Genomic DNA, 23216 nt, shown 5'->3' with positions numbered 1-23216 from the left:
GGGCGGTGGTCAGCCGCCGGGCAGGACGGTGAGCCCCGACCGGGCGACGATTTGCTGTAATGCCGCCACGTGCCCGTCGAACGCCGCCCGGCCGGCCCCGCTCAGGGTCACCGAGGTACGCGGGCGCTTGCCCACGAAACTCTTGCGGATCTCCACGTAGCCGGCCTGCTCCAGCGTGGTGAGCTGCTTGGACAGCGCCGAGTCGGAGAGCCCGAGATGCTCGCGCAGGTAGCGGAACTCCGCCCACTCGGTGGCCGCAAGCAGGCTCACCAGGGACAGCCGGGTCGGCGCGTGGATCAGCTCGTCGAACCGGGCGGTGCTCACCGGCCGCCGCCCAGCGGTCGGGTGGTCATCATCCGGCGAAGGTAGCGCATCAGCGGCTCCCCGGTGGCGGTCATCGCGCCGCCGGCGGTCGCCGTACCGACCGTCGCGGGCCAGCTCAGACCGGCCGCCTCGGCGGTGAACCCGGTGCCGACGCCGAGCGCGACCAGGGCGAGCGCGTAGACGGCGATGACGGCAACCCCCCGTACGCCGATGATGTGGGCGTGGACCTGGGCGCGGTGCCGCAAGACGAGCAGGCCCACGACGGCGGTCAGGCCGATCGCGTACGCCATCGACCCGACCGCGACCAGCCACGGTCGGCGACTCTCCACGGTGGCGGTGAAGGCCACCATGAGCCCGCCCACGGCGGGCCAGAACCAGGCCGGAACGAGGGCGGCCGTGACCGCTTGCTCGCGGCGGGCGTGGATCTCGGCGAGCGCGTTGGCGGCCGCCGCGGGTGTGATGCCAGGCTCGGTCATGGCTGCTCCTGAAGGGAAGGAAACAACTTTCCTGTCAGGCAAGTAAAGCAGTCACTTGCCACCTGGGCAAGTACTTTCCGCTGCGACCGTGAGGGCCCCTCCAGGCGGCGACGTGCGGTTAGGCTGGCCGTCATGACGGGCAGGGTGGCAGCGGTGAACCTCGGCGTGGTGACCGAGGCGGAGTGGGCCGGCGATGCGAGCGGTCGCAGCGGCATCGACAAGCGGCCGGTGGACGGCCCCGTGCCGATCCGCTTCGACGGGGTGGTCGGCGACTTCATCGGAGAGCGAGCCCATCACGGCGGCCCCGACCAGGCGGTCTACGCCTACGCGGAGGAGGACGCCGCATGGTGGGCGGCGGAGCTGGGCCGCGACGTCCGGCCGGGTGGCTTCGGGGAGAACCTGTCGACCTACGCGGTCGACGTGACCGGCGCGGTGATCGGTGAGCAGTGGCTGGTCGGTTCGGCCCTGCTCCAGGTCACCAAACCGCGTACGCCGTGCACCACCTTCGCCGGGTTCTGGGGCGTACCGGATCTGATCAAGCGGTTCACCGCCCGGGCGCTACCCGGCGCCTACCTGCGGGTGCTGCGCGAGGGGGAGGTCGGCCCGGGCGACCCGGTCGAGGTGGTGGAACGGCCGGCGCACGGTGTGACCATCGGCGAGGTGTTCCGGGCGACCAGCCTGGAGCCGGAGTTGCTGCCTCGGTTGCTCAAGGCGGAGGAGCTGCCGGAGTCGATCCGGGAGAAGGCCCGCCGCCGCCTCGCCGCCCGTGGCTGACTGGTCGGCGTAAGCCCACGCGGCCGGCGACCGCCGGCGTCGACATGCGGAACGGCCCCCCGTCATCGCTGAGCGTGACGGGGGGCCGTTCCACGAGCAGGGATCAGCGGAGCCAGGGGATGTTGCGGTCGAGCAGACCGCGCTCCTTGAGCTCCTTGCGCAGCGGGATCTCGTCGTCGACGTACCCGTCCCAGTTGATGCCCCAGTAGTTGGCGGTGTGGGTGCCCTCGCCGATCAGCTGGCGCTGCACCGGGGTGCGGTTGCGGTACCACTCGCCGTTCAGGTCGGGGTGCAGCTCGTCCAGCGGACGGATCCACCGGTAGGTGTAGCCGACGAAGAGCATCTTGCGGGTGATGGTCGACAGGTTCGTCGACCGCGAGTGCCACTGCCGGCGGTCGAAGATGAAGGCGTCGCCCGGGTTGGCGGTGATCTCCACCGTGCCCTCCGGGTCGGGGTTCTGCACGGTCAGGTCCGCCGGCCGGGGCAGCGAGTTCTTCAGGTGGCTACCCGGGATGACCTTGGTGGCGCCGCGGCCGGTCTCGGAGAGGTCCGACAGCACGTACGCGACCTTCAGCGAGAACATCGGGCGAGGCAGGTTCGGGTCCATCGTCTCCGGGTCGGAGTTCTGCCGGTACCCGTCCTGGTGCCAACCCCAGTACGGCTTCTCCGGCTCGGCGGCCGGCGGGGTGACGTCCAGGTGGTTGTGGTGGGTGTAGATGTTCCAGCCGGCCAGCCCCCACATGTACGGGAAGGCGATCGGGTGGGTCAGCAGCTCACCGAAGAGCTCGTCGCGCTCCAGGAAGCCCAGCAGGTGCAGGGTGCCGTCCTTCTTGGTGGTGCCCTTGGCCTGCTCCTCCGCGTAGACGCGGTCGACAGCCGCCTCCAGCGCCGCCCGGTGGTCCTCCGTCAGGACGTTGCGCAGCAGGAGGAAGCCCTGCTCGTGGAACTCCTTGCGGTCAGTGTCGCTGATCGGTTCGTAACCGGTCCGGTCGCCGTAATCGAACACCGCGTCGTACCCCTCCCCATGAGGTGAAACCTTTTCTGGCACAGGCCGCCGATCGTAACGCGGCGGTCCAGGCCTCGGGGAGGGCGTGGTGCGGGATTGGGCCACGGCGGGACCCCACGCAGTGAGAGAAACGCACAGAGTGAGATCTGCGTGATCAATAGTGCGATTCAGTGGGCATTGCCCGATTGTGCGGTGACTGCCGGTTAAGAGATCCGGGTCGGTCAACCCTCGTTGAACACCTCGGCGACCACCTGGCCGGCGGGGTTCTGGCGGCCGTCCACCCGGCCCCACGAGCCGCCGCGGGCGGTCCACTCCAGGTCGCCGAAGCCGACCCGCTTCACGCCGTGGTCCTGGGCGTGCGAGACCAGCCAGTGCGCGTACCGCCAGCCGTCGCGCTGGTCGCCCGGAGTCACCGCCAACCCGGTCTGGTCGGTCGGGTCGGTGCCCTTGAGCCCCCAGTCCAGCACCAGGTTGCGGGTCAGTTGCGCGGCCGCGGCCGCACCGTGCATCGCCGGGGTGCGCCCCACGGTGCAGGCGACCGCGCCGCTGGCGTCGCCGAGCAGGGCCCGGCTGAGCACCTCGGAGTCGTCGGCCCACTTCTGGTACGCCTCGGGGAACGCCGAGCGCTGCACCCGCTGGGCGGCGTCGGTGACGCGCATCTTCTCCCAGCCGCGCACCTTCTTGAGAGCCGCGTAGAACCTGTTCGCCGCGTACCGCGGGTCGCGGATCTGCGCCGGGGTGCCCCAGCCCTGGCTCGGCCGCTGCTGGAACAGGCCGACCGAGTCGCGGTCGCCGTCGGCGAGGTTGCGCAGCCCGGACTCCTGGTACGCGGTGGCGAGCGCGACCACGACGGCCCGCTCGGGCATTCCGCGCTTCGCGCCGATCGCCGCGATGGTCGCCGCGTTGGCCATCTGGTCGGCGTCCAGCGCGACACGTCCGTCGGCCTGCACCGTGCACTTGCGTGCCACCAGCGGCAACCCGAGGTTGTCGCCGACCTGTCGTACGACGAGCCAGATCGCGATCACGGCGACGAGGATGAGCACCACTCCACCCGCCACGGTTGCCCGAGTTCGCACCCACACCCCCAGATCGACAGTCCGACAAGCGTACGTCCCCGCAGGCCCCTTCCGGGTCGTCCGAGCGGTTCGGGCCCGGCCTGGACGACTCCGACCGGTTCGGGGCGGGCTCCGCTGCCGCGTACCGGTTGGCGACGTTCCCGCTCCGGTCGCGATCTCACCTGCCACGCCCCTCCGACACGCAGGGCTGTCGTGCGCGTCACCGGGTACGCGATATCGGGAAGCGATTGAGCGGTCAAGGACTTAACTCGGTTGACATGTCAATCTGACCTACCGCCCCAAGCCGGGCGCGTTGGTCATTGAACGAGGAGGAGTTCCATGGGAACGCTTGATGGCAAGGTCGTGCTGATCACCGGCACCGGCGGGGGCCTGGGCCGCGTCGCGGCGCTGACCTTCGCCCGTGAGGGCGCGAAGGTCGTCGGGGCCGACCTCCAGGTCGCGGGTAACGACGAGACCGTCGAACTCGTCCGGCGCGCGGGCGGCGAGATGACCGGCATCGCGCCGGTCGACCTCACCGACCCCGAGCAGGTACGCAAGCTCGTCGACGACGCCGCGGCCGCCTACGGCGGGCTCGACGTGGTCTACAACAACGCCGCCGCGCTCCGCTTCGGCCCGATGCCCGACTTCTCCGTGGAGGACTGGCGCTACACCATCACCGGAGAACTCGACATTCCGTACTTCGTGTCGAAGTTCGCCTGGCCGCACCTGGTCCGACGCGGCGGCGGTGTCATCATCAGCGCCGCCTCCATGGCCGGAATGATCGGCGGCCACGTCCCGCCGATGGTCGGTCACACCGCCGCGAACGCCGGCATCATCGGCATGACGCGACAGCTCGCCCTCGAAGGTGCGCCCCACGGCATCCGCGCGGTGGCGGTCAGCCCCGGGCCCACCCTCACCCCGGCCAGCGAACGCGACCTCGGTGACAACCAGGAGGCGCGGGACGCCATCACGGCCAAGACGCTCCTCAAGCGCTTCGCGCGCCCCGAGGAGGTCGTCGAGCTGGTGGTCTTCCTCGCGTCCGACCGGGCGTCGTACATCACCGGGGCGAACTACCCGGTCGACGGCGGCGCGACCGCCTGGTGACCCGACCTTGGGGCGCCGCCGAACGACGGTGGCGCCCCGACCGTCAGTCGTCGAGAGCGGGAACCCAGCGCGCCGGTCGCTTCTCCCGGAAGGCCATGACCCCCTCGCGCCCCTCGTCGGAGAGGAAGTAGCCCGTCGAGACGGCGGAGAGTCGGGCCAGGTCGGCGCGCAACTCGGCGGTGCCCGGTCGACGCAGCAGCTCCTTCGCGCCGGCCAGCGCACCGGGGGCGCCGCGCACCAGCGAGTCGCAGTAGCCCCGTACCGCGTCGTCCAACCCGTCCGCCGGGACCGAGGCCGTCACCAGGCCGACCTCGGCGGCGCGGCGGCCGTCGAAGGTGTCCCCGGTCAGATACAGCTCGGCGGCGGCGCGGGGGTGCAGCCGGGGCAGCACGGTCGCCGAGATCACCGCAGGGATCACCCCGATGCGTACCTCGGTGAACGCGAAGGTCGCCTCGTCGGCGCAGACCGCCAGGTCGGCGGCGGCGATCAGGCCCAGCCCGCCGGCCCGCGCCGGCCCGCCGACCCGGGCCAGCACCGGCTTCGGGCACTCCCAGAGCGCCGCGAGCACGTCACCCAGCATCCCGGCCGGCACCGTCCCGCTGGCGTACGCCGCGGCGGTCTCCTTCAGGTCCGCGCCGGAGCAGAACACCGGGCCGGTGTGGTCGAGCACGATCACCCGCACCGCCTCGTCGGCGACCGCGTCCGCCAGCCCGGCCAGCAACTGCGTCATCAGGGCGGTGGAGAGGGCGTTGCGGTTGTGGGGGCTGTCGAGGGTGAGGGTGGTCACCCCACGGGCCGTGGCGACCCGCACGAGGACGTCGGGAGAGGTCATGCCGGGCACACTAGTGGCCATGCCCGGCGTCCTTCCAGATGGTGAGACCGTCCCCGTCGACGGATCGTTGCCCGCCACCGCCACCGCGGCGGTCGGCGCGCGCGGCTTCGGCGTGTACGTGCACGTGCCGTTCTGCGCCAGTCGCTGCGGATACTGCGACTTCAACACCTACACCGCGGCCGAACTGGGCGGCGGCGCGAGCCGCGAGGGGTACGCGGACACGGTGCTGGCCGAGCTGAGGCTCGCCGCCCGGGTGCTCGGCGACACTCCGCCGCCCCGGGTCGACACCGTCTTCGTCGGCGGCGGCACGCCGACCCTGCTCCCCGCCGACGACCTGGCCCGCATCCTCGACGGCATCGACAGCACCTGGGGGCTGGCCGCTGACGCCGAGGTGACCACCGAGGCCAACCCCGAGTCGGTCACCCCGGAATCGTTGAAGCTGCTGCGGTCCGCCGGCTACACCCGGATCTCGCTGGGCATGCAGTCCGCCTCCCCGGGGGTGCTGGCGATCCTGGACCGCAAACACAGCGCCGGCCGGGCCACCGCTGCCGCCCTGGAGGCGCGTGACGCCGGGTTCGAGCACGTCAACCTGGACCTGATCTACGGCACCCCGGGGGAGCGTTCCGAGGACTTCGCCGCCTCGTTGGAGCAGGTCGTCGCCGCCGGGGTGGACCACGTCAGCGCGTACGCCCTGATCGTCGAGGACGGCACCCGGCTCGCCGCCCGGATGCGGCGCGGCGAGCTGGCGTACCCCAGTGACGACGTGGCCGCGGACCGCTACCTGGCCGCGGAGGCCGCGCTCGACGCGGCCGGGCTCTCCTGGTACGAGGTCTCCAACTGGGCCCGCACCGAGGAGGCCCGCTGCCGGCACAACCTGCTCTACTGGACCGGCGCGGACTGGTGGGGGCTGGGGCCGGGGGCGCACAGTCACGTCGGCGGGGTCCGCTGGTGGAACGTGAAGCACCCCACGGCGTACGCCAAGCGGTTGGCCGCCGGGGAGTCTCCCGGCCTGGCCCGGGAGGTGCTCACCGTCGACGAGGCGCACATGGAGGACGTGATGCTCCGGCTGCGGTTGGCCAGCGGTCTCCCGCTGGCGGTGCTCGACGCGGCCGGCCGGGCCGGCGCCGAGCGGGCCCTGGCCGGCGGTCTGCTGGCAGCCGACGAGTACGCCGCCGGCCGGGCGGTGCTCACACTGCGCGGGCGGCTGCTCGCCGACGCGGTCGTCCGCGATCTGCTGCCCTGAGCGGCCCACCGCTCCCGGACCGGGACGGCGGTGAATCGGGCCGGCCGGGGGAGCGGCCGGCCCGGTTCACTTGATGAAGTTGGCGGTCATCGGGTAGCGGTACGGGGTGCCCTCGTTGGCCTTCATGCCGGCGATGATCCCGAACAGGATCTGGATCACCACGACGGCGATGCTGGGCAGGAAGAGCAGGCACCAGCTCACGAAGAGCAGCACGAAGGCGATGATCGACCAGAGGATCTGGAAGTTCAGGGCGGCGAGGGCGTGCGCCCGGACGGTCGGCGACTGCTGGCCCCGGGCCAGGTAGGCGATCAGCGGGGCGACGAAGCCCAGCGGACCGAAACTGACCAGCGCGCCGAGCGCGCCGCCGAAGTGCGCGACCAGCGCCCAGGTCTTGTCCTCGTTGTTGGCGTAGCCGCCGCCGGGGCCGCCGTAGGCCCCACCGGCCGGGTAGCCGCCGGGCGGGGGATAGCCCCCGGGCGGGGGATAGCCCCCGGGCGGGGGGTATCCGCCTGCCGGGGGGTAACCGCCTGCCGGAGGGTAGCCGCCTGACGGCGGTTGGTCACCGGTGGGCGGCGGATAGCCACCGGGCGGGGGATAGCCGGCCGGGCCGGGCGCCCCGGACAGTGGTGCGGTGGGCGGCTCGGCCGACGGGTACGGCCCGGGGGAGGTGGGCTCCGGCGGGTAGTTGCCGGGGTCGCCCGACCCGGGAGGGCGAGGAGGTTCAGTCATGGATGTCACGGTAGGTGCCGGTGGCAACGCCGCACCAGAGCGACTTCGCCTCCCAGTGCGGGCCGATCGGCCCAACAGGGTGTCGTGGGCCGCACCGAAGGGTGGCCGTTGATCATCGCGTCGGCGGGCCCGCCGACGTAGACTGGCACTCGCTACAGTCGAGTGCCAGGACGGCCCGGCCGGCCCAGAGCGCCGGCGGCCGACGTGCGACAGGAGGTGCGGAGGATGGGTCTCGACGACCGGAAACTCGCCGTGCTCCGCGCCATCGTCGAAGACTACGTCTCCACCCAGGAGCCGGTCGGCAGCAAGGCGCTGGTCGAGCGGCACCAGCTGGGGGTCTCTCCGGCCACGGTCCGCAACGACATGGCCGTGCTGGAGGAGGAGGGCTACATCCGGCAGCCGCACACCAGTGCCGGCCGGGTGCCCACCGACCGCGGCTACCGCCTCTTCGTCGACCGGTTGTCCCGGGTCAAACCGCTCAGCCCGGCCGAGCGCCGGGCCATCGAGCGCTTCCTGGTCGGCGCTGTCGACCTCGACGACGTGGTGCACCGCACGGTGCGGTTGCTCGCCCAGCTGACCCGACAGGTCGCCGTCGTGCAGTACCCGAGCCTGGCCCGCTCCTCGGTGCGTCACCTGGAGCTGGTGCCGATCTCCACCACCCGGTTGATGCTCGTCATGATCGCCGACACCGGGCGGGTGGAGCAGCGACTCGTGGAGCTGCCCGGCCCGGTGCCCGCCGACGACGTCACCGACCTGCGCCGACTGATCAACGAGAAGCTCGCCAACGCCCGACTGTCCGAGACGCCCCCGCTGGTGCAGGCGCTGGTCGAGGAAGCGCCGCCCGGCCTGCGTCCGACCATGACCACGCTCGCCACCGTCCTGCTGGAGACGCTCGTCGAGCGGCACGAGGAGCGGATCGCCCTCGCCGGCACCGCGAACCTCACCCGGGGCGGCCTGCTCGACTTCCAGGGCTCCCTGCGGCCGATCCTCGAAGCTCTGGAGGAGGAGGTCGTGCTGCTCAAGCTCATCGGTGAGACCGAGCCGAGCACGACCCGGGTGCTGATCGGCGACGAGAACGAGTTCGACAACCTGCGAGCCGCCTCGGTGGTCAGCACCGGGTACGGCCCGGGCACCACCATCCTGGGCGGCCTGGGGGTGCTGGGGCCCACCCGGATGGACTACCCCGGCAACATCGCCACGGTCCGCGCCGTGGCACGCTACGTGGGCGAGTTGCTGGCCCAGAACTGATTGGTCAGGGCCGATGCGGCCGGCTGCGGCCGCCGACCGGCGCAACGCGAGACGAACATGAGGACACGGAACGCAGTGGCCAGGGACTACTACGGCATTCTCGGTGTGAGCCGGGAAGCCTCCGATGACGAGATCAAGCGCGCCTACCGCAAGCTGGCGCGCCAGTTCCACCCGGACGTCAATCCGGACCCGGAGGCTCAGGAGAAGTTCAAGGACATCAACGCCGCGTACGAGGTCCTCTCGGACGACCGTAAGCGGCAGATCGTCGACCTGGGTGGTGACCCGCTCGCCCCTGGTGGCGGCGGCGCCGGCGGCCCGGGTGGCCCCGGAGGCGCCGGCCCGTTCGTCGGTTTCCAGGACATCATGGACGCGTTCTTCGGCGGTGCCGGAGGTGGCGCCCGTGGCCCCCGGCCGCGTACCCGCCCTGGGGCCGACGCGATCCTGCGGCTCGAACTCGACCTGCACGAGACGGCCTTCGGCGTGGAGGCCCCGATCACCGTCGACACCGCGGTGCTCTGCACCACCTGCTCCGGCGCCGGCACGGCCGCCGGCACGCACCTGGCGACCTGCGAGGCGTGTGGTGGTCGGGGCGAGGTGCAGTCGGTGCAGCGCACCTTCCTCGGCCAGGTGGTCTCCGCCCGGCCGTGCACCGTGTGCCAGGGCTACGGCACCACCATCCCGCACCCCTGCCCCACCTGCGCCGGCGACGGCCGGGTGCGGACCCGCCGTTCGTTGACCGTCAAGATCCCGGCCGGTGTCGAGGACGGCATGCGGATCCGGCTGGCCCAGCAGGGCGAGGTGGGCCCCGGCGGCGGCACCGCCGGCGACCTCTACGTGGAGATCCACGAGCGCCCGCACGACGTGTACTCCCGCAAGGGCGACGACCTGCACTGCCGGGTCACGGTGCCGATGACGGCGGCCGCGTTGGGCACCCGGCTGACCATCAAGACGCTGGACAGCGAGGAGACCGTCGACGTCAAGGCCGGCACCCAGCCGGCCAGCACGCTGCGACTGCGCGCCCGGGGCGTGCCGCACCTGCGCGGCACCGGCCGGGGCGACCTCTACGTCCACCTGGACGTGCGGACGCCGACCAAGCTCGACCCGGACCAGGAGAAGATGCTGCGCGACTTCGCCAAGACCCGTGGTGAGGAGGTCGCCGAGTTATCCAAGCAGGGCGGCTTCTTCTCCCGGATGCGCGACGCGTTCAACGGGCACGCCTGAGGTGTCCGCACCGCTGTTCCTGGTGGAGGCGCTGCCCACCGGCGACGCGCTGACAGTGGACGGCCCGGAGGGGCACCACGCCGCAACAGTGCAGCGGTTGCGCGTCGGCGAGGAGTTACTGCTGGCCGACGGCCGGGGTGGCACGGCCGCCGCCGTGGTCACGGCCGTCGGCCGGGGCAGCCTGGAGGTCACCGTCACCTCCCGGGGGTACGCGGACGCGCCAGTACCCCGGTTGGTGACGGTGCAGGGCATCGCCAAGGGCGACCGGGGTGAGCTGGCCGTGCAGGCGATGACCGAGGTCGGGGTGGACGAGATCGTGCCCTGGGCTGCCTCGCGCTCGGTGACCCAGTGGCGCGGCGACCGGGGCGTACGTGCCCGGGAGAAGTGGGTGGCCACCGCACGGGAGGCGGCCAAGCAGGCCCGCCGACCGTGGCTGCCGGTGGTGGCCGGTGCGCCGGACGAGTCCACCGCCACCGTTGCCCGCCGGATCGCCGGTGCCGCCGGCGGGTTCGTGCTGCACGAGGAGGCCGACGACCGGCTCACCACCGCCGAGCTGCCCTCCACCGGCGAGATCGTGCTGGTGATCGGCCCGGAGGGTGGCATCGCCCCGGCCGAGTTGACCGCCTTCGCCGAGGCCGGCGGGCGACCCGTACGCCTCGGGCCGGCCGTGCTGCGCACCTCCACCGCCGGGGTGGCGGCCCTCAGCGTGCTCGCCGCCCGCCTCGGCCGCTGGTGACCGTTCAGGGCCTCGGGAACACCGGTACGACCTCCTCCTCCGGCCCCAGGTCCAGCCCAGCGTTTCCGATGATCTGCGGGTCCGGTGTGCCGACCACGTCGGGGTCCTTGCCGGTGTAGTCGAAGCGGTGCAGCACGTGCCGAATCGCCTCGAGTCGAGCCCGCTTCTTGTCGTTGCTCTTCACCACCGTCCACGGCGCGTCGGCCGTGTCGGTCCAGAAGAACATCGCCTCCTTGGCCTCGGTGTACTCGTCCCACCGGTCCAGCGAGGCGATGTCCATCGGAGACAGCTTCCACTGCCGGACCGGGTCGACCTGGCGGATCGCGAACCGGGTGCGCTGCTCGTTCTGTGAGACGGAGAACCAGAACTTGACCAGCCGGATACCCGAGCGCACCAGCATCCGTTCCAGCTCCGGGGCCTGCCGCAGAAACTCCAGGTACTCCTTACGGCTGCAGAAGCCCATCACCCGCTCCACGCCGGCCCTGTTGTACCAGGAACGGTCGAACAGCACGATCTCGCCGGCCGCCGGCAGGTGTGCCAGCCAGCGCTGGAAGTACCACTGGGCGGCTTCCCGCTCGTCCGGCTTGGCGAGCGCCACCACCGACGCGCCACGCGGGTTGAGGTGCTCCATGAAGCGTTTGATGGTGCCGCCCTTGCCGGCGGCGTCCCGGCCCTCGAAGAGGATCACCAAACGCTCGCCGGACTCCTTGATCCAGTCTTGGAGCTTCAGCAGCTCGATCTGGAGCAGCCGCTTGTCACGGTCGTACTCGTCGCGGTCCAGTCGCTCGTCGTACGGGTAGTCCTCGCGCCAGGTCTCGACGGGGGTGCCGTCGGGGCGGAGCAGGACAGGGTCGTCGTCGTGGCCATCGGCCACCCGGTAGTCGGCGGTGAGGTCCAGCAGCGCGGAGTCGGCCATGTCGGTGAGACTTACCCGCCCACGAACCGCCAACCACATCCCTGGCCAGGTGATTTGCCGCTCGCGTCGACCTCAACTGCGCAGGTACGAGGCGCCGTTGAGGTCGACGATCGTGCCGGAGGCCCACTCGGCCTGCGGCGAGGCGAGCCAGTGCACGGCGGCGGCGATCTCCTCCGGTCTGCCCACCCGGTCGAACGGGCTCTGCGCCCGGATGGCCACGCCCTCCTCACCGCGCAGGTACTCGGTGACCATGTCGGTCGCCACGAAGCCCGGCGCGACGGTGGCGACCGCGATGCCGTACGGCGCGAGCGCCACAGCGAGGGACTGGCCCAGCGCGTTGAGCCCCGCCTTGCTGGCCCCGTACGCCGGCTGGTGCGGCTCGCCACGGAACGCGCCACGGGACGAGACGTTGACGATCCGCCCGCCGCGTTCGCGCATGTGCTGGGCGGCGCACCAGATGGCGTTGCCGGCGCCGGTCAGGTTGGTCTCCACCACCTGCCGCCAGCGCTGCTGCCACTGCTCGTACGAGGCACCGAAGATCGGGTGCGGGTCGTCGCGGTCGCCGTACGTCCCGGCGTTGTTGACCAGCACGTCCAGCCCGCCGAGCAATTCGGCGGCCCGGTCGACCATGGCCCGGACCGCGTCCGGATCGGTGAGGTCGGCGCGGACCACCACGTGCCCGGTGCCCGGCAGCTGCGCGCGCAGCTCCTCGGCCGCCTCGGCGGAGTCCCGGTGGTGGATGGCCACCCGGTCACCGCCGGCCGCGAACGCCTCCGCCACCGCGCGGCCGATCCCGCGCGAGGCCCCGGTCACGAGTACCGCCCGATCCGTCATGCCGGCCATCCTGCCTCAGCGTGCCTTCCCCGCGAACAGGCCGGTGGCGGTCGCCGCGCCGGAGTGTCCCCGGCCCGTTGGTCCCTACACTGCTCCGATGGGATCCGACTGCCTGTTCTGCCGCATCGTCGCTGGGGAGATCCCGGCCACAGTGGTCCGGGAGACCGACACCACGCTCGCCTTCCGCGACATCGACCCGAAGGCGCCGGTGCACGTCCTGGTCATTCCGAAGGAGCACTACGCCGACGTCGCCACGCTCGCCCAGGGTGACCCGGCGCTGGCCGCCGACGTGCTGGCGACGTCCGCCGCCGTGGCCGAGGACGAGGGGCTGCTCGGCGACGGTTTCCGGCTGATGTTCAACACCGGCGCGTACGGCGGGCAGGAGGTGTTCCACGTGCACGCGCACCTGCTCGGTGGTGTGCCGCTCGGCCCGATGCTCGCCCGGGACCTGGCGTGACCCCAGGGGCGGCACCCGGCTCTGGGGTGGATGAGCACCTGGCCCGGTTGGTCCGGCGGGTGCAGGCCGAAGCGCGGGTGCCGGCGATCTCCGCGGCCCTGCACCGGGCCGACCGACCGCTCTGGAGCTGCACCGTCGGCGAGACCGGCACCGACAGCCCTCTGGGCGCGGGCACCCAGTTCCGGATCGGCTCGATCACCAAGACGTTCACCGCGGTGCTGGTCCTGCAGTGCCGCGACGACGGGCTGCTGGACCTGGACGACCCGGTGGGCCGGCACCTCGACCTCCCGGCGCACGGCGAGCTGACCGTACGCCGGTTGCTGTCGCACACCGGCGGCCTGCAACGCGAGCCGTTCGGCGATGTGTGGGACAGCCTGCGCGCACCGGACGACGACCAACTGGTCGCCGAGCTGGACCGGGCCGAGCGGGTGCTGCCGACCGGCCGGCGGTTCCACTACTCCAACCTGGGCGTGGCCGTACTCGGCCAACTCGTCGCCCGGCTCCGGGGCGGCAGCTGGGCGCAGGCGCTCACCGAGCGGATCCTGACTCCGCTGGGGCTGACCGACACCACGGTGACCCCACGCCCGACGGCGGCCACCGGGTTCCTGGTCGACGCGTACTCCGACGAGGCGCACCCGGAACCGCCGACCGACTTCGGCGCGGTCGGCCCGGCCGCCCAGCTCTGGAGCACCGCTACCGACATGGCCCGCTGGGCGGCGTTCCTGGCCGACCCGGCGGCGCTGGACCCGTCCGGCGCGGTCCTCGCCCCGGCCACCCTGGACGAGATGCGGTGGCCGCTGACCACCACCGACGAGACGCTCTGGGGCGCGGGCTTCGGGCTCGGGCTGATCCTGATCCCGCAGGGGGAGCGGGTGATGCACGTGGGGCACGACGGGGCGATGCCCGGGTTCCTCGCCGGGGCGTACGGCCGTCGCGGCGGTGACGGCACGCCCGGGGCGATGGGCGCCGCCGTGCTCGGCTCGTCCGGCACGGCGACCGATCTGTTCGATCTGTCGCACCGACTGCTCGCCGCGGCGGTCGAGCGCGACCCGGCCGAGATCGAGCCCTGGCGACCCGGCGCACCCGCGCCGGCGGCCCTGCGGGGTGTGCTCGGCCGCTGGTGGGGCGAGGGCTCCGAGTACGTCTTCTCGTGGCACGACGGCACCCTGCGGGCGCGCGGGGTCGGTGACCCGACCGGACGTCCGCCGGCGATCTTCACCCCGCTGCCGGACCAGCCGGACGTGTTCCGGGTGGTCTCCGGTCGGGAGGTCGGGGAGCTGCTACGGCTGACCCGGGACGAGGCCGGCGCGGTGGTCCGGATGCACTGGGCGACGTACCGGTTCACCCGCCACCAGGAGACCTTCGACCGGTACGACTTCCGGGCCGGGAGTTGATCGCGGCCAGCGGAAATGGGCGCGATGCGCCCCGCGTTGAACCGATACGATGGGTGTAACGTCCGCACGCCAGGCCAGCAGGCCGGCGCCGAGATCGAGAGCAGGTGCGCAGGGCCCTTCGGCCCAACCTATGACCGGCACCCCACCTCCCGGCCCGCCCCGGGTGCAGACCAGGATCACCGTGCCCGACCCGAAGATCATGGTCAATCTGCTCGGCGCAGGCGACGAGATCCTCAGGCTCGTCGAACGCTCGGTCACCAGCGACGTGCACGTTCGCGGCAACGAGATCACCATCACCGGTGACCCCGCGGACAACGCCCTCGCCGAGCGGGTCTTCAGCGAGCTCCTCGAACTCATCGAGAAAGGCGAGACCCTGACCAGTGACGCCGTCCGGCGTACCGTCGGCATGCTCGAGCAGGGCAGCGCCGAGCGGCCCGCCGAGGTCCTGACACTCAACATCCTCTCCCGGCGCGGGCGCACCATCCGCCCCAAGACGCTCGGGCAGAAGAAGTACGTCGACGCGATCGACACCCACACCATCGTCTTCGGCATCGGCCCGGCCGGCACCGGAAAGACCTACCTGGCGATGGCGAAGGCCGTCCAGGCGTTGCAGGCCAAGCAGGTCAACCGGATCATCCTCACCCGGCCGGCGGTCGAGGCGGGCGAGCGACTGGGCTTCCTGCCCGGCACGCTCAACGAGAAGATCGATCCGTACCTGCGCCCGCTCTACGACGCGCTGCACGACATGCTCGACCCGGAGACCATCCCGAAGCTGATGGCCGCCGGCACGATCGAGGTCGCCCCCCTCGCCTACATGCGGGGTCGGACGCTCAACGACGCGTTCATCATCCTGGACGAGGCGCAGAACACGACGCCCGAGCAGATGAAGATGTTCCTCACCCGACTCGGCTTCAACTCCAAGATCGTCGTGACCGGTGACATCACCCAGGTGGACCTTCCCGGCGGGACGAGCAGCGGGCTGCGGGTGGTCCGGGAGATCCTGGAAAACGTCGATGACGTGCACTTCTCCCAGTTGTCCAGCTCCGACGTGGTCCGCCACCAGCTGGTCGGGGAGATCGTCGACGCGTACGCCCGCTGGGACGCCGAGCGGGAGAACCAGCAGGCGCAGGGCGTTCACGCCGTGCCTGGGCGACCCGCCCAGGGCGGCCGGGCCGCCCGCCGCCGCTAAAGCAGAGGAAAGCAGTTGTCCATCGAGATCGCCAACGAGTCCGGTGTCGACGTCGACACCGACGCCGTGCTCGCCGTCGCCCGGCACGCCCTCGACGAGATGGGGGTCAACCCCCTCGCCGAGCTGTCAGTGCTGCTGGTCGACATCGACTACATGACCGAGCTGAACCACCGCTGGATGGGTGGCGACGGCCCGACCGACGTCCTCGCCTTCCCCATGGACGAGGGCAGCGTCGACCACGGCCCGGGTGAGTCCGCACCGGCCGGCGGCGAGCCCGCCCTGCTCGGCGACATCGTGCTCTGCCCCGAGGTGGCGGCCAAGCAGGCGGCGACCGCCGGGCACGCGCCCGCCGACGAGCTGCACCTGCTCACCGTGCACGGGGTGCTGCACCTGCTCGGTTACGACCACGCCGAGCCGGAGGAGGAGCGGGAGATGTTCGCACTCCAGGCTCGGCTGCTGTCGAGCTGGCGGTCGACCCGCACCCAGTGATGTCCACTCCTCCGTTACTCGCGGCCGGCGCCACCGCCGGCCTTCCCGACTTTCAGCTGATCGTCTTCGCGGCCGGTCTCGTGGTGCTGGCCGGCCTGATCGCGATGACCGAGGCGGCCCTCGCCGCGGTCTCACCGGCCCGAGCCGCCGAGCTGGCCCGCGACGGCGTGCGCGGCGCCCGTACGCTCCAGGTCGTGGCCGGCGACGTCGTCCGGCACCTCAACCTGCTCCTGCTGTTGCGGCTGCTCGCCGAGCTGACCGCCACCACACTGGTGGCGCTCGTGGCGGTGGACAGCTTCGGCGCCGGCTGGCGGGCCGCACTGGTGACCGCCGGCGCGATGACAGTGGTCAGCTTCGTGGTGGTGGGCGTCGCCCCGCGCACCATCGGCCGGCAGCACGCCTACGCCGTGGGTCGTGCGGTGGCACCGCTGGTCCGCTGGCTGGGCCGGGCGCTCAACCCGCTCGCGTCGCTGCTGATCCTGATCGGCAACGCGGTCACCCCGGGGCGCGGCTTCCGGGAAGGCCCGTTCGCCACCCAGGTGGAGCTGCGGGAGCTGGTCGACCTGGCCGAGCAGCGCGGCGTGGTCGAGCACGGCGAACGCCAGATGATCCACTCCGTCTTCGCGCTCGGCGACACCATCGCCCGTGAGGTGATGGTGCCGCGTACCGAGATGGTGTGGATCGAGGAGGGCAAGACGCTCGCGCAGGCGCTGGCGCTCTTCCTGCGCTCCGGTTTCTCCCGCATCCCGGTGATCGGCGAGAGCGTCGACGACGTGCTGGGGGTGCTCTACCTCAAGGACCTGATCCGGCGCTCCCGTGGCGGGGACCCGCGGGCCGAGCAGTTGCCGGTGGCCGAGCTGATGCGCCCGGCGACCTTCGTACCGGAGTCCAAGCCGGTCGACGACCTGCTGTCCGAGATGCAGGCGGCCCGCAACCACCTGGTCATCGTGGTCGACGAGTACGGCGGCACCGGCGGTCTGGTCACCATCGAGGACATCCTCGAGGAGATCGTCGGTGAGATCACCGACGAGTACGATGTCGAGCGCCCGCCCGTCGAACGTCTGGCGGACTCCTCGGTGCGGGTGACCGCTCGCCTGCCGGTGGAGAATCTCGGCGAGATGTTCGACACCGACCTGCCCACCGACGAGGTGGAGACGGTCGGCGGTCTGCTCGCCCAGTCGCTGGGGCGGGTGCCGATCCCGGGCGCCGAGGCCGAGGTCGCCGGTCTCCGCCTGGTCGCCGAGGGCACCACCGGGCGGCGCAACCGGATCGACACCGTCCTGGTCACTCGGGTGGAGCCGGGCGATGAGCAGGACACCACGGGGCGCGGCGAGCACGCCGGCCCCGGGGACGACACGGACAACTATCGAGACGATGAGAGGCAATCCGCCGATGCCTGAAACACCCACCGCGCCTGCCGCCCGGCCCACCCCCACCGCGTCGGGCGCGCTGAGCGCCGAGGACGGCAAGCTCGTCGTCCTGGCCCGGGGAGCCCGGGCGCGGGTCGGTGCCGTCGAGGGCGCCGCGGTCCGCGACCAGGACGGCCGGACGTACGCGGCGGCCAGTGTCGCGCTGCCGTCGCTGACGCTCACCGCGTTGCAGTTGGCGGTGGCGTCGGCCGTGGCTGCCGGCGCGAGTCGGTTGGAGGCGGCGGTGGTGGTGACCGAAGCGTCGACGCTGGATGGTGCCGGGCACGCGGCGGTACGGGATCTCGCGGCGGACGCACCGGTCCACGTGGCCGCTCCGGACGGCACGGTCCTCGGCACGGTGACCCAGTGAGCCCGGTGCAGGATCCGCAGGCGCGTCCGTACCGGGCGGGGTTCGGCTGCTTCGTCGGTCGCCCCAACGCCGGCAAGTCGACGCTGACCAACGCCATCGTCGGCACCAAGATCGCCATCACCTCGAACAAGCCGCAGACCACCCGGCACGTCATCCGGGCAGTGCTGCACCGACCGGAGTCGCAGCTGGTCCTCGTCGACACACCGGGCCTGCACCGCCCCCGTACGCTGCTCGGCGAACGTCTCAACGACCTGGTCCGCTCCACCTGGACCGAGGTCGACGTGATCGGCCTCTGCATCCCGGCGAACGAGCCGGTCGGGCGCGGTGACAAGTTCATTACCGGTGAGCTGGCCGAGTTGAAGGCGACAGTGCTGGCGGTGGTCACCAAGACCGACCTGGTGGACAAGCGCCAACTGGCGGAGCAGTTGCTCGCGGTCAGCAAGATGGGGGAGTTCGCCGAGATCGTGCCGGTGAGCGCCGTGTCCGGGCACCAGGTGGACACCCTCGTCGACGTGATGACCAAGTACCTGCCGCCGTCGCCGCAGCTCTACCCGGACGACATGCTCACCGACGATCCCGAGCAGGTGCTTGTCGCCGAGCTGATCCGCGAGGCCGCCCTGGAGGGGGTCCGCGACGAGCTGCCGCACTCCATCGCCGTGGTGGTGGAGGAGATGATCCCCGAGGGTCAGGTCATGAAGATCTACGCCGACCTGTACGTGGAGCGGCCCAGCCAGAAGGCCATCGTGCTCGGGCACAAGGCGAGTCGGCTCAAGGAGGTCGGCACCACCGCCCGCAAGCAGATCGAGGAACTGCTCGGCGGTCGGGTCTACCTCGACCTGCACGTGCGGGTCGCGAAGGACTGGCAGCGCGACCCGAAGCAACTGCGCAAGCTGGGCTTCTGACCCACCTCGTCGGCGGTGCCCGACCGGCGGCACCATCGCCGTCGGTCGGGCAGCCGGGGATGTTCACGCCTGGCCGGCACAGCCGTCGTTTGGTACGGGCGACACGCAGGGTAGGAAAGTCGTGCCCCGCGTCCCCGACCGAGATGCAGGCTGATGCGCAACAGGTACCTCGACCTCCTCCGTGCCCTGGCCATCATTCGAGTGGTCGTTTACCACGTCACCGGATGGGCGACCCTCACCCTCGTCTTCCCCGCCATGTCGGTGATGTTCGCGCTGGCAGGCTCACTGATGGCCGCGTCGCTGACCCGGGTCGGCCCGGCGGCGGTCGGGCGTAGGCTGCGTCGGCTGCTGCCGTCGCTGTGGGTGCTCGCGGTGGTCTTCGTGCCGGCCATGCTGTTCAGCGGGTTGTCGGTGAGCCCTCGGGTGCTGCTGTGGCTGTTCCCGATCGCCGACCCGCCGGCCAACCACTGGGGCGCGCTGGCGCTGAGCACCATCTGGTACCTGCGCGACTATCTCTGGTTCGTGCTCGCCTCGCCTGTCGCGTTCTGGCTGTTCCGGCGTGCCCCGCTGATGACAGTGCTCGCCCCGTACCTCCTGCTGGTGACCATCGAGGTGGGGATCTACCCGGCACCGCCGGTGCTGCGCGAGTTCGGGCTCTACTTCGGCGCGTGGCTGCTCGGCTTCGCCCACCACGCCGGGATGCTGCGCCGGCTCTCCGGCCGACTGCTGTACCCGGTGGCCCTCGCCCTCGCCGGGGGCGGCGGCGCCTGGATCGTCGAGCATCCCGGTCCGCGTGGGTACGACCTGAACGACAACCCCCTGGGCAACGCCCTCTGGTCGGCCGCGTTCATCCTGATCGTGCTGGGCCGGGCGCCGGCCGGGGTGGCCTGGCTGAGCCGGAGCCGACCGGCCGACCGGGCGGTGACAGTGCTCAACCGGCGGGCGCTCACCGTCTACCTCTGGCACATGCCGTTCGTGGTGGCGCTCACCCCACTGGTCGACGTGGTGGGCTGGTCCCACCAGGACCCGGTGGGCCTGGCCATCCGGGTGCTGCTGGTCTTCGCCCTGGTCGGGCTGGTCACCCTGGCCGTCGGGTGGGTCGAGGACGTCGCCGCCCGCCGCCGCCCGGAGCTGATCCCCGGTGGCCCGACGCCGTCCGCCGACGCGGCGGCCCGGCCGGGTGCCGAAGCCGGTGCCGGGGCGACCGTCGGACGACCGGTGGTGCCGGCGCAGCGGACGGCCGGGGAGCCGGCCGGCGTCGAGATCAACGCTCGCTGATCGTGAGGTTGCCGCTGTTGGCCGAACCGTCGAGCACCAGGGACGCCGCCGGGTTGTCGGCGACGGTCACGGTCTCGTCGCCGGAATCGGCGTTGGACCGGACCCGGTAGCTGCCCTGCGGCACCACCAGCGTGACGTCACCGCTGGAGGCGTGGACGCGGGCCGAGGCGGGCTTGTCCAGCTCCACGTTGACATTGCCCGAGCTGGCCTCGGCGTCGACAGTGCCGCCCAGCCGGCGTGCGGTGATGTCTCCCGACGAGGCGCGCAGCCGTACCGCCGCGGCGGCCTCGTTCACCTCGATGTTGCCCGACTGGGCCTCCACGCCGACCGCGCCCGACGCACCGGAGATCCGCACGTCGCCCGAGCGCACCTGTAGCTCCACGGTGCCGACCCGGCTCAGCTCGACGTTGCCGGAGCTGGTCTCGCCCTTTACCGCCACACCCTCCGGCACCGTCACCTCGTAGGAGATGCTGCATCGCGAGCCACAGTCGGTGTCCAGCACCAACTCGCTGCCCTTGATCTCGTAGCGGGTGTTGTCCGGTTCACCGCCCTGGTAGCGAACCACTCGCTTGATCCGCACCTCGGACGCCGCGCCGGTGCCGCGGATCACCACGTCGCCTGAACCCCCGGAGACCCGGACCGTGGTGATCCGGGCCGCCTCGGTGTTGTCGTAGTCGAGCCGACGGAACGACAGGTTGTCGCACCCGGCGAGCACGATGAGGGTGGTGGCGAGCCCCAGCGCGACGGGAGCGGCGACGCGACGACGGCGGGCGGTGGGGGTCAGGTGCAGGGCCATGACCAGCACGCTACGGCCGGGCACGAGGCCGCCGCATCGGGGTTCAACCGCGCTTGCACCCCGAACCAACCCTGATTTCACACCCCGAGGGAGAATGGCCCGATGGCCGGGTATCGCCGACAGCTCTACCGCGACGACGCGGTGGTGCTGCGTGTGCAGAAGCTCGGCGAGTCCGACCGGATCATCACCCTGCTCACCCGCCGGCACGGCCGGCTACGCGCGGTGGCTCGAGGCATCCGCCGCACCACCAGCAAGTTCGGTGCCCGGCTGGAGCCGTTCGGCCACGTCGACCTCCAACTCGCCGGCGACCCGAAGGGCAACCACGGCAGTTCACTGCACACCGTGAGCCAGGTCGAGGGCATCGACCTGTACGGCAAACGGTTCCTGGGCGACTATCCGCGCTACACGGCGGCCAGCGCGATCGCCGAGACCGCCGAGCGGCTGACCCCGGTGGAACGGGAGCCGTCGCTGCGGCTGTTCCAGCTCACCATCGGCGCGCTGAAGGCGCTGTCCCGGGGCGAGCATGCCACCACCCTGGTGCTCGACGCGTACCTGCTGCGCGGGATGTCCCTGGCCGGCTGGGCGCCGGCGCTGGTCGCCTGCGCGGTCTGCGGCACGCCCGGGCGGCACCGGGCGTTCTCCGTTCCGGCCGGCGGCGCGGTCTGTCCGGACTGCCGGCCCCCCGGGGCGGCTCATCCCGCCCCGGCCACCATCGACCTGATGTCCGCGCTGACCTCCGGCGACTGGGTGATCGCCGATGCCACCGACACCGCCGTACGTCGAGAGTGCAGTGGGCTGGTCGCGGCTCACCTGCAGTGGCACCTGGAGCGCGCGCTACGCTCGCTGCCGCTGGTCGACCGGGGTCCCTCGGCGGCCGGCACGGCCCCTCCGCCGGAAGGCACCGGGGCCGTGGTGCTCCGGCCACGCGGCGACGTCGAGGCCGGGGCGGACGGCGCGAACAGGGAGTGACCGAGTGATTCGATCGAAGAAGGCCGGCCGGCGCGAGCCGACCCCGCCGGTGCCACACCCGTCCGGGGCCCGACCGCCGGCGCTGCCCACCGACGCGGTGCCGAAGCACGTGGCGGTGGTGATGGATGGCAACGGCCGCTGGGCCAAGGACCGCGGGCTGCCCCGCACCAAGGGGCACGAGGCGGGGGAGCACAGCCTCTTCGACACCATCGAGGGCGCCATCGAGATGGGCATCCCGTACCTGTCGGCGTACGCGTTCTCCACCGAGAACTGGCGGCGCTCGCCCGACGAGGTCCGGTTCCTGATGGGGTTCAACCGGGACGTGATCCGTCGCCGCCGTGACCAACTGGTCGACCTGGGCGTACGGGTGGTGTGGTCGGGCCGGCCCGGTCGACTGTGGAAGAGCGTCATCACCGAGCTGCAGACCGCCGAGGAGATGTCCCGCGACAACTCGACGCTGACCCTGCAGTTCTGCGTCAACTACGGCGGGCAGGCCGAGATCGGTGACGCCGCCGCCGCGATCGCACGGGACGTGGCTGCCGGCCGGTTGGACCCGGCGAAGGTCACCGAGAAGACCGTGGCGAAGTACCTCTACCACCCGGAGATCCCGGAGGTTGACCTGTTCCTGCGCCCTTCCGGTGAGGAACGGATCTCCAACTTCCTGCTCTGGCAGACCGCGTACGCCGAGTTGGTCTTCCTGGACACGCTCTGGCCCGACTTCGACCGTCGCCACCTCTGGTACGCGTGCGAGCTCTACGCCCAGCGGGACCGACGCTTCGGCGGCGCGCTACCCAACCCGGTCGCCCCGGTTATCTGAGCCGACGCGCTTACCCGCACGTCACTCTGGGTATCAGAGACGTCAGAATCCACTGACGGAGGTGAACCCACATGATCCAGAAGCGCATTGCCCAGTGGGCGGTGATGGCTATCGCGGTGCCGCTGGCCGCGGCCGGCGCCCGCCGACTCAGCCACACCCTGGAGGCCCGGCGTGGTCCCTCCGGGGCGACCCGGCTGCTGACCAAGGGTGCGGACCTGATCCGTCCGCAGAAGGCCAAGCGCCGCCGCTTCTTCTGACCGATCCCTTTTCTGTCCTCGGCGTCGTCCGCACTCCCGTGCGGGCGGCGCCGTCGCGTCCCCACCAACTCACCCCGCCTGTGGTCCCCGCCCCGCGTGTGGTCCCCGCCCGCGTGTTCCCCGACCCACCCCTGCGCCTGCCCCGCCCCAGCCCCAGCCCCTCCGCGCCCGCGCCCCGACCTCGCCCCAACCACGCCGCATCCAGCCTTGACCCGGTCGATCATGCAGTTGTGGTGGCCAGATTCGATGTTCTTGCGGCTTATATCCACCACCACAACTCCATGATCGATGCGGCCGGGTCTGTGGATCTAAAGGTGTTTCCGGCCTGACCTGCCAGGCGTTGTGCCTGGTGAGGAGGGTGCCGTGATGACCGCGACACAGAACGATGTGA

Annotated in this window: 26 protein-coding genes; 17 read left to right on the top strand and 9 right to left on the bottom strand. The window is 71.7% G+C overall.

Going from position 1 to position 23216, the window contains the following annotated elements; all coding sequences use genetic code 11:
• Positions 1-9: 9 nt before the first annotated feature.
• Positions 10-324: a transcriptional regulator gene (locus ACFYPG_RS31720; RefSeq protein WP_355009288.1), complete on the bottom strand. Its 315-nt coding sequence runs from the start codon at positions 322-324 to the stop codon at positions 10-12.
• A complete protein-coding gene (locus ACFYPG_RS31715; protein ID WP_387354890.1) occupies positions 321-800 on the bottom strand; it encodes a hypothetical protein in 480 nt (159 codons plus the stop codon). The genes ACFYPG_RS31720 and ACFYPG_RS31715 overlap by 4 nt, the downstream gene beginning before the upstream one ends.
• Positions 801-932: 132 nt before the next feature.
• Here ACFYPG_RS31715 and ACFYPG_RS31710 point away from each other — a divergent pair, with 132 nt between their 5' ends.
• Positions 933-1574 (top strand): MOSC domain-containing protein, encoded by a 642-nt coding sequence (locus ACFYPG_RS31710; RefSeq protein WP_387354888.1) that lies wholly within the window; start codon positions 933-935, stop codon positions 1572-1574.
• Positions 1575-1677: 103 nt separating this feature from the next.
• Here ACFYPG_RS31710 and ACFYPG_RS31705 read toward each other — a convergent pair whose 3' ends face one another.
• Together ACFYPG_RS31705 and ACFYPG_RS31700 are read right to left on the bottom strand one after the other, a co-directional pair.
• Entirely contained in the window at positions 1678-2580 is a 903-nt protein-coding gene (locus ACFYPG_RS31705; RefSeq protein WP_124820442.1) for a phytanoyl-CoA dioxygenase family protein, read from the bottom strand.
• A gap of 221 nt (positions 2581-2801) precedes the next feature.
• A complete protein-coding gene (locus tag ACFYPG_RS31700) occupies positions 2802-3662 on the bottom strand; it encodes a hypothetical protein (protein WP_355009285.1) in 861 nt (286 codons plus the stop codon).
• A gap of 312 nt (positions 3663-3974) precedes the next feature.
• Here ACFYPG_RS31700 and ACFYPG_RS31695 point away from each other — a divergent pair, with 312 nt between their 5' ends.
• Positions 3975-4739 carry an SDR family NAD(P)-dependent oxidoreductase gene (locus tag ACFYPG_RS31695; RefSeq protein WP_355009284.1) on the top strand — a complete coding sequence of 255 codons (765 nt, stop codon included), beginning with the start codon at positions 3975-3977 and terminating at the stop codon, positions 4737-4739.
• A gap of 43 nt (positions 4740-4782) precedes the next feature.
• Here the strand turns inward: ACFYPG_RS31695 and ACFYPG_RS31690 are convergent, their stop codons facing one another.
• Positions 4783-5571 carry an enoyl-CoA hydratase-related protein gene (locus ACFYPG_RS31690; RefSeq protein WP_355009283.1) on the bottom strand — a complete coding sequence of 263 codons (789 nt, stop codon included), beginning with the start codon at positions 5569-5571 and terminating at the stop codon, positions 4783-4785.
• A gap of 19 nt (positions 5572-5590) precedes the next feature.
• On the opposite strand from ACFYPG_RS31690, the gene hemW reads away from it, so the two are divergent.
• On the top strand, positions 5591-6814 hold the full coding sequence (gene hemW / locus ACFYPG_RS31685; RefSeq protein ID WP_387354930.1) for a radical SAM family heme chaperone HemW: 1224 nt from the start codon (positions 5591-5593) through the stop codon (positions 6812-6814).
• Between the two features lie 66 nt (positions 6815-6880).
• On the opposite strand, the gene ACFYPG_RS31680 is transcribed toward hemW, so the two are convergent.
• Positions 6881-7543: a DUF4870 domain-containing protein gene (locus ACFYPG_RS31680; protein ID WP_387354885.1), complete on the bottom strand. Its 663-nt coding sequence runs from the start codon at positions 7541-7543 to the stop codon at positions 6881-6883.
• 225 nt (positions 7544-7768) lie between these two features.
• On the opposite strand from ACFYPG_RS31680, the gene hrcA reads away from it, so the two are divergent.
• The 3 genes from hrcA (at position 7769) to ACFYPG_RS31665 (ending at position 10748) form a co-directional block, all read left to right on the top strand.
• Positions 7769-8791 carry a heat-inducible transcriptional repressor HrcA gene (gene hrcA / locus ACFYPG_RS31675; RefSeq protein WP_355009281.1) on the top strand — a complete coding sequence of 341 codons (1023 nt, stop codon included), beginning with the start codon at positions 7769-7771 and terminating at the stop codon, positions 8789-8791.
• A gap of 75 nt (positions 8792-8866) precedes the next feature.
• Positions 8867-10012, top strand: a complete 1146-nt coding sequence (dnaJ, locus tag ACFYPG_RS31670) for a molecular chaperone DnaJ (RefSeq protein WP_181518639.1) — start codon at positions 8867-8869, stop codon at positions 10010-10012.
• A 1-nt stretch (position 10013) separates the two neighbouring features.
• Positions 10014-10748, top strand: a complete 735-nt coding sequence (locus ACFYPG_RS31665; protein ID WP_387354883.1) for a 16S rRNA (uracil(1498)-N(3))-methyltransferase — start codon at positions 10014-10016, stop codon at positions 10746-10748.
• A gap of 4 nt (positions 10749-10752) precedes the next feature.
• On the opposite strand, the gene ppk2 is transcribed toward ACFYPG_RS31665, so the two are convergent.
• Both ppk2 and ACFYPG_RS31655 read right to left on the bottom strand, forming a co-directional pair.
• A complete protein-coding gene (gene ppk2 / locus ACFYPG_RS31660) occupies positions 10753-11664 on the bottom strand; it encodes a polyphosphate kinase 2 (RefSeq protein ID WP_355009279.1) in 912 nt (303 codons plus the stop codon).
• Between the two features lie 72 nt (positions 11665-11736).
• Positions 11737-12498 carry an SDR family oxidoreductase gene (locus tag ACFYPG_RS31655; RefSeq protein WP_355009278.1) on the bottom strand — a complete coding sequence of 254 codons (762 nt, stop codon included), beginning with the start codon at positions 12496-12498 and terminating at the stop codon, positions 11737-11739.
• Positions 12499-12595: 97 nt separating this feature from the next.
• Here ACFYPG_RS31655 and ACFYPG_RS31650 point away from each other — a divergent pair, with 97 nt between their 5' ends.
• The 8 genes from ACFYPG_RS31650 to ACFYPG_RS31615 all read left to right on the top strand — a co-directional run bounded on the left by ACFYPG_RS31650 (position 12596) and on the right by ACFYPG_RS31615 (position 19986).
• Positions 12596-12955, top strand: a complete 360-nt coding sequence (locus ACFYPG_RS31650; RefSeq protein WP_387354881.1) for a histidine triad nucleotide-binding protein — start codon at positions 12596-12598, stop codon at positions 12953-12955.
• Positions 12956-12981: 26 nt separating this feature from the next.
• Entirely contained in the window at positions 12982-14349 is a 1368-nt protein-coding gene (locus tag ACFYPG_RS31645) for a serine hydrolase domain-containing protein (RefSeq protein ID WP_387354880.1), read from the top strand.
• Between the two features lie 130 nt (positions 14350-14479).
• Positions 14480-15538 (top strand): PhoH family protein, encoded by a 1059-nt coding sequence (locus ACFYPG_RS31640; protein ID WP_145792520.1) that lies wholly within the window; start codon positions 14480-14482, stop codon positions 15536-15538.
• A 15-nt stretch (positions 15539-15553) separates the two neighbouring features.
• On the top strand, positions 15554-16027 hold the full coding sequence (ybeY, locus tag ACFYPG_RS31635) for an rRNA maturation RNase YbeY (protein WP_355009276.1): 474 nt from the start codon (positions 15554-15556) through the stop codon (positions 16025-16027).
• Positions 16003-17427, top strand: a complete 1425-nt coding sequence (locus tag ACFYPG_RS31630) for a hemolysin family protein (RefSeq protein ID WP_355009334.1) — start codon at positions 16003-16005, stop codon at positions 17425-17427. Before ybeY ends, ACFYPG_RS31630 begins: the two co-directional genes overlap by 25 nt.
• Positions 17420-17806 carry a cytidine deaminase gene (locus ACFYPG_RS31625; protein ID WP_355009275.1) on the top strand — a complete coding sequence of 129 codons (387 nt, stop codon included), beginning with the start codon at positions 17420-17422 and terminating at the stop codon, positions 17804-17806. Before ACFYPG_RS31630 ends, ACFYPG_RS31625 begins: the two co-directional genes overlap by 8 nt.
• A 5-nt stretch (positions 17807-17811) precedes the next feature.
• Positions 17812-18708 carry a GTPase Era gene (gene era, locus ACFYPG_RS31620; protein ID WP_387354928.1) on the top strand — a complete coding sequence of 299 codons (897 nt, stop codon included), beginning with the start codon at positions 17812-17814 and terminating at the stop codon, positions 18706-18708.
• A 153-nt stretch (positions 18709-18861) separates the two neighbouring features.
• A complete protein-coding gene (locus ACFYPG_RS31615) occupies positions 18862-19986 on the top strand; it encodes an acyltransferase (protein ID WP_387354879.1) in 1125 nt (374 codons plus the stop codon).
• Here the strand turns inward: ACFYPG_RS31615 and ACFYPG_RS31610 are convergent.
• Positions 19973-20782, bottom strand: coding sequence for a DUF4097 family beta strand repeat-containing protein (locus tag ACFYPG_RS31610; RefSeq protein WP_355009272.1), 810 nt, complete (start codon positions 20780-20782; stop codon positions 19973-19975). The genes ACFYPG_RS31615 and ACFYPG_RS31610 overlap by 14 nt on opposite strands.
• Before the next feature lie 102 nt (positions 20783-20884).
• Here ACFYPG_RS31610 and recO point away from each other — a divergent pair, with 102 nt between their 5' ends.
• The 3 genes from recO to ACFYPG_RS31595 all read left to right on the top strand — a co-directional run bounded on the left by recO (position 20885) and on the right by ACFYPG_RS31595 (position 22825).
• A complete protein-coding gene (gene recO, locus ACFYPG_RS31605) occupies positions 20885-21751 on the top strand; it encodes a DNA repair protein RecO (protein ID WP_355009271.1) in 867 nt (288 codons plus the stop codon).
• 4 nt (positions 21752-21755) lie between these two features.
• Positions 21756-22568, top strand: a complete 813-nt coding sequence (locus ACFYPG_RS31600) for an isoprenyl transferase (protein ID WP_355009270.1) — start codon at positions 21756-21758, stop codon at positions 22566-22568.
• Between the two features lie 71 nt (positions 22569-22639).
• Positions 22640-22825 (top strand): hypothetical protein, encoded by a 186-nt coding sequence (locus tag ACFYPG_RS31595; protein WP_030336441.1) that lies wholly within the window; start codon positions 22640-22642, stop codon positions 22823-22825.
• Positions 22826-23216: the final 391 nt, after the last annotated feature.

The sequence above is a fragment of the Micromonospora sp. NPDC005553 genome, from assembly GCF_042871765.1.
GTDB lineage: Bacteria > Actinomycetota > Actinomycetes > Mycobacteriales > Micromonosporaceae > Micromonospora.
Note: the sequence above shows the minus strand (reverse complement) of the source record. Positions and strands in the feature narration are given on the sequence as shown.

Bases quoted from the DNA above. Each gene is read 5' to 3' on its own strand.
- ACFYPG_RS31715 (WP_387354890.1), bottom strand. From the start codon at position 800: ATGACCGAGCCTGGCATCACACCCGCGGCGGCCGCCAACGCGCTCGCC.
- ACFYPG_RS31710 (WP_387354888.1), top strand. From the start codon at position 933: ATGACGGGCAGGGTGGCAGCGGTGAACCTCGGCGTGGTGACCGAGGCG.
- ACFYPG_RS31695 (WP_355009284.1), top strand. From the start codon at position 3,975: ATGGGAACGCTTGATGGCAAGGTCGTGCTGATCACCGGCACCGGCGGG.
- ACFYPG_RS31690 (WP_355009283.1), bottom strand. From the start codon at position 5,571: ATGACCTCTCCCGACGTCCTCGTGCGGGTCGCCACGGCCCGTGGGGTG.
- hemW (WP_387354930.1), top strand. From the start codon at position 5,591: ATGCCCGGCGTCCTTCCAGATGGTGAGACCGTCCCCGTCGACGGATCG.
- ACFYPG_RS31680 (WP_387354885.1), bottom strand. From the start codon at position 7,543: ATGACTGAACCTCCTCGCCCTCCCGGGTCGGGCGACCCCGGCAACTAC.
- hrcA (WP_355009281.1), top strand. From the start codon at position 7,769: ATGGGTCTCGACGACCGGAAACTCGCCGTGCTCCGCGCCATCGTCGAA.
- ppk2 (WP_355009279.1), bottom strand. From the start codon at position 11,664: ATGGCCGACTCCGCGCTGCTGGACCTCACCGCCGACTACCGGGTGGCC.
- ACFYPG_RS31655 (WP_355009278.1), bottom strand. From the start codon at position 12,498: ATGACGGATCGGGCGGTACTCGTGACCGGGGCCTCGCGCGGGATCGGC.
- ACFYPG_RS31650 (WP_387354881.1), top strand. From the start codon at position 12,596: ATGGGATCCGACTGCCTGTTCTGCCGCATCGTCGCTGGGGAGATCCCG.
- ACFYPG_RS31640 (WP_145792520.1), top strand. From the start codon at position 14,480: ATGACCGGCACCCCACCTCCCGGCCCGCCCCGGGTGCAGACCAGGATC.
- ACFYPG_RS31625 (WP_355009275.1), top strand. From the start codon at position 17,420: ATGCCTGAAACACCCACCGCGCCTGCCGCCCGGCCCACCCCCACCGCG.
- ACFYPG_RS31615 (WP_387354879.1), top strand. From the start codon at position 18,862: ATGCGCAACAGGTACCTCGACCTCCTCCGTGCCCTGGCCATCATTCGA.
- ACFYPG_RS31610 (WP_355009272.1), bottom strand. From the start codon at position 20,782: ATGGCCCTGCACCTGACCCCCACCGCCCGCCGTCGTCGCGTCGCCGCT.
- recO (WP_355009271.1), top strand. From the start codon at position 20,885: ATGGCCGGGTATCGCCGACAGCTCTACCGCGACGACGCGGTGGTGCTG.
- ACFYPG_RS31595 (WP_030336441.1), top strand. From the start codon at position 22,640: ATGATCCAGAAGCGCATTGCCCAGTGGGCGGTGATGGCTATCGCGGTG.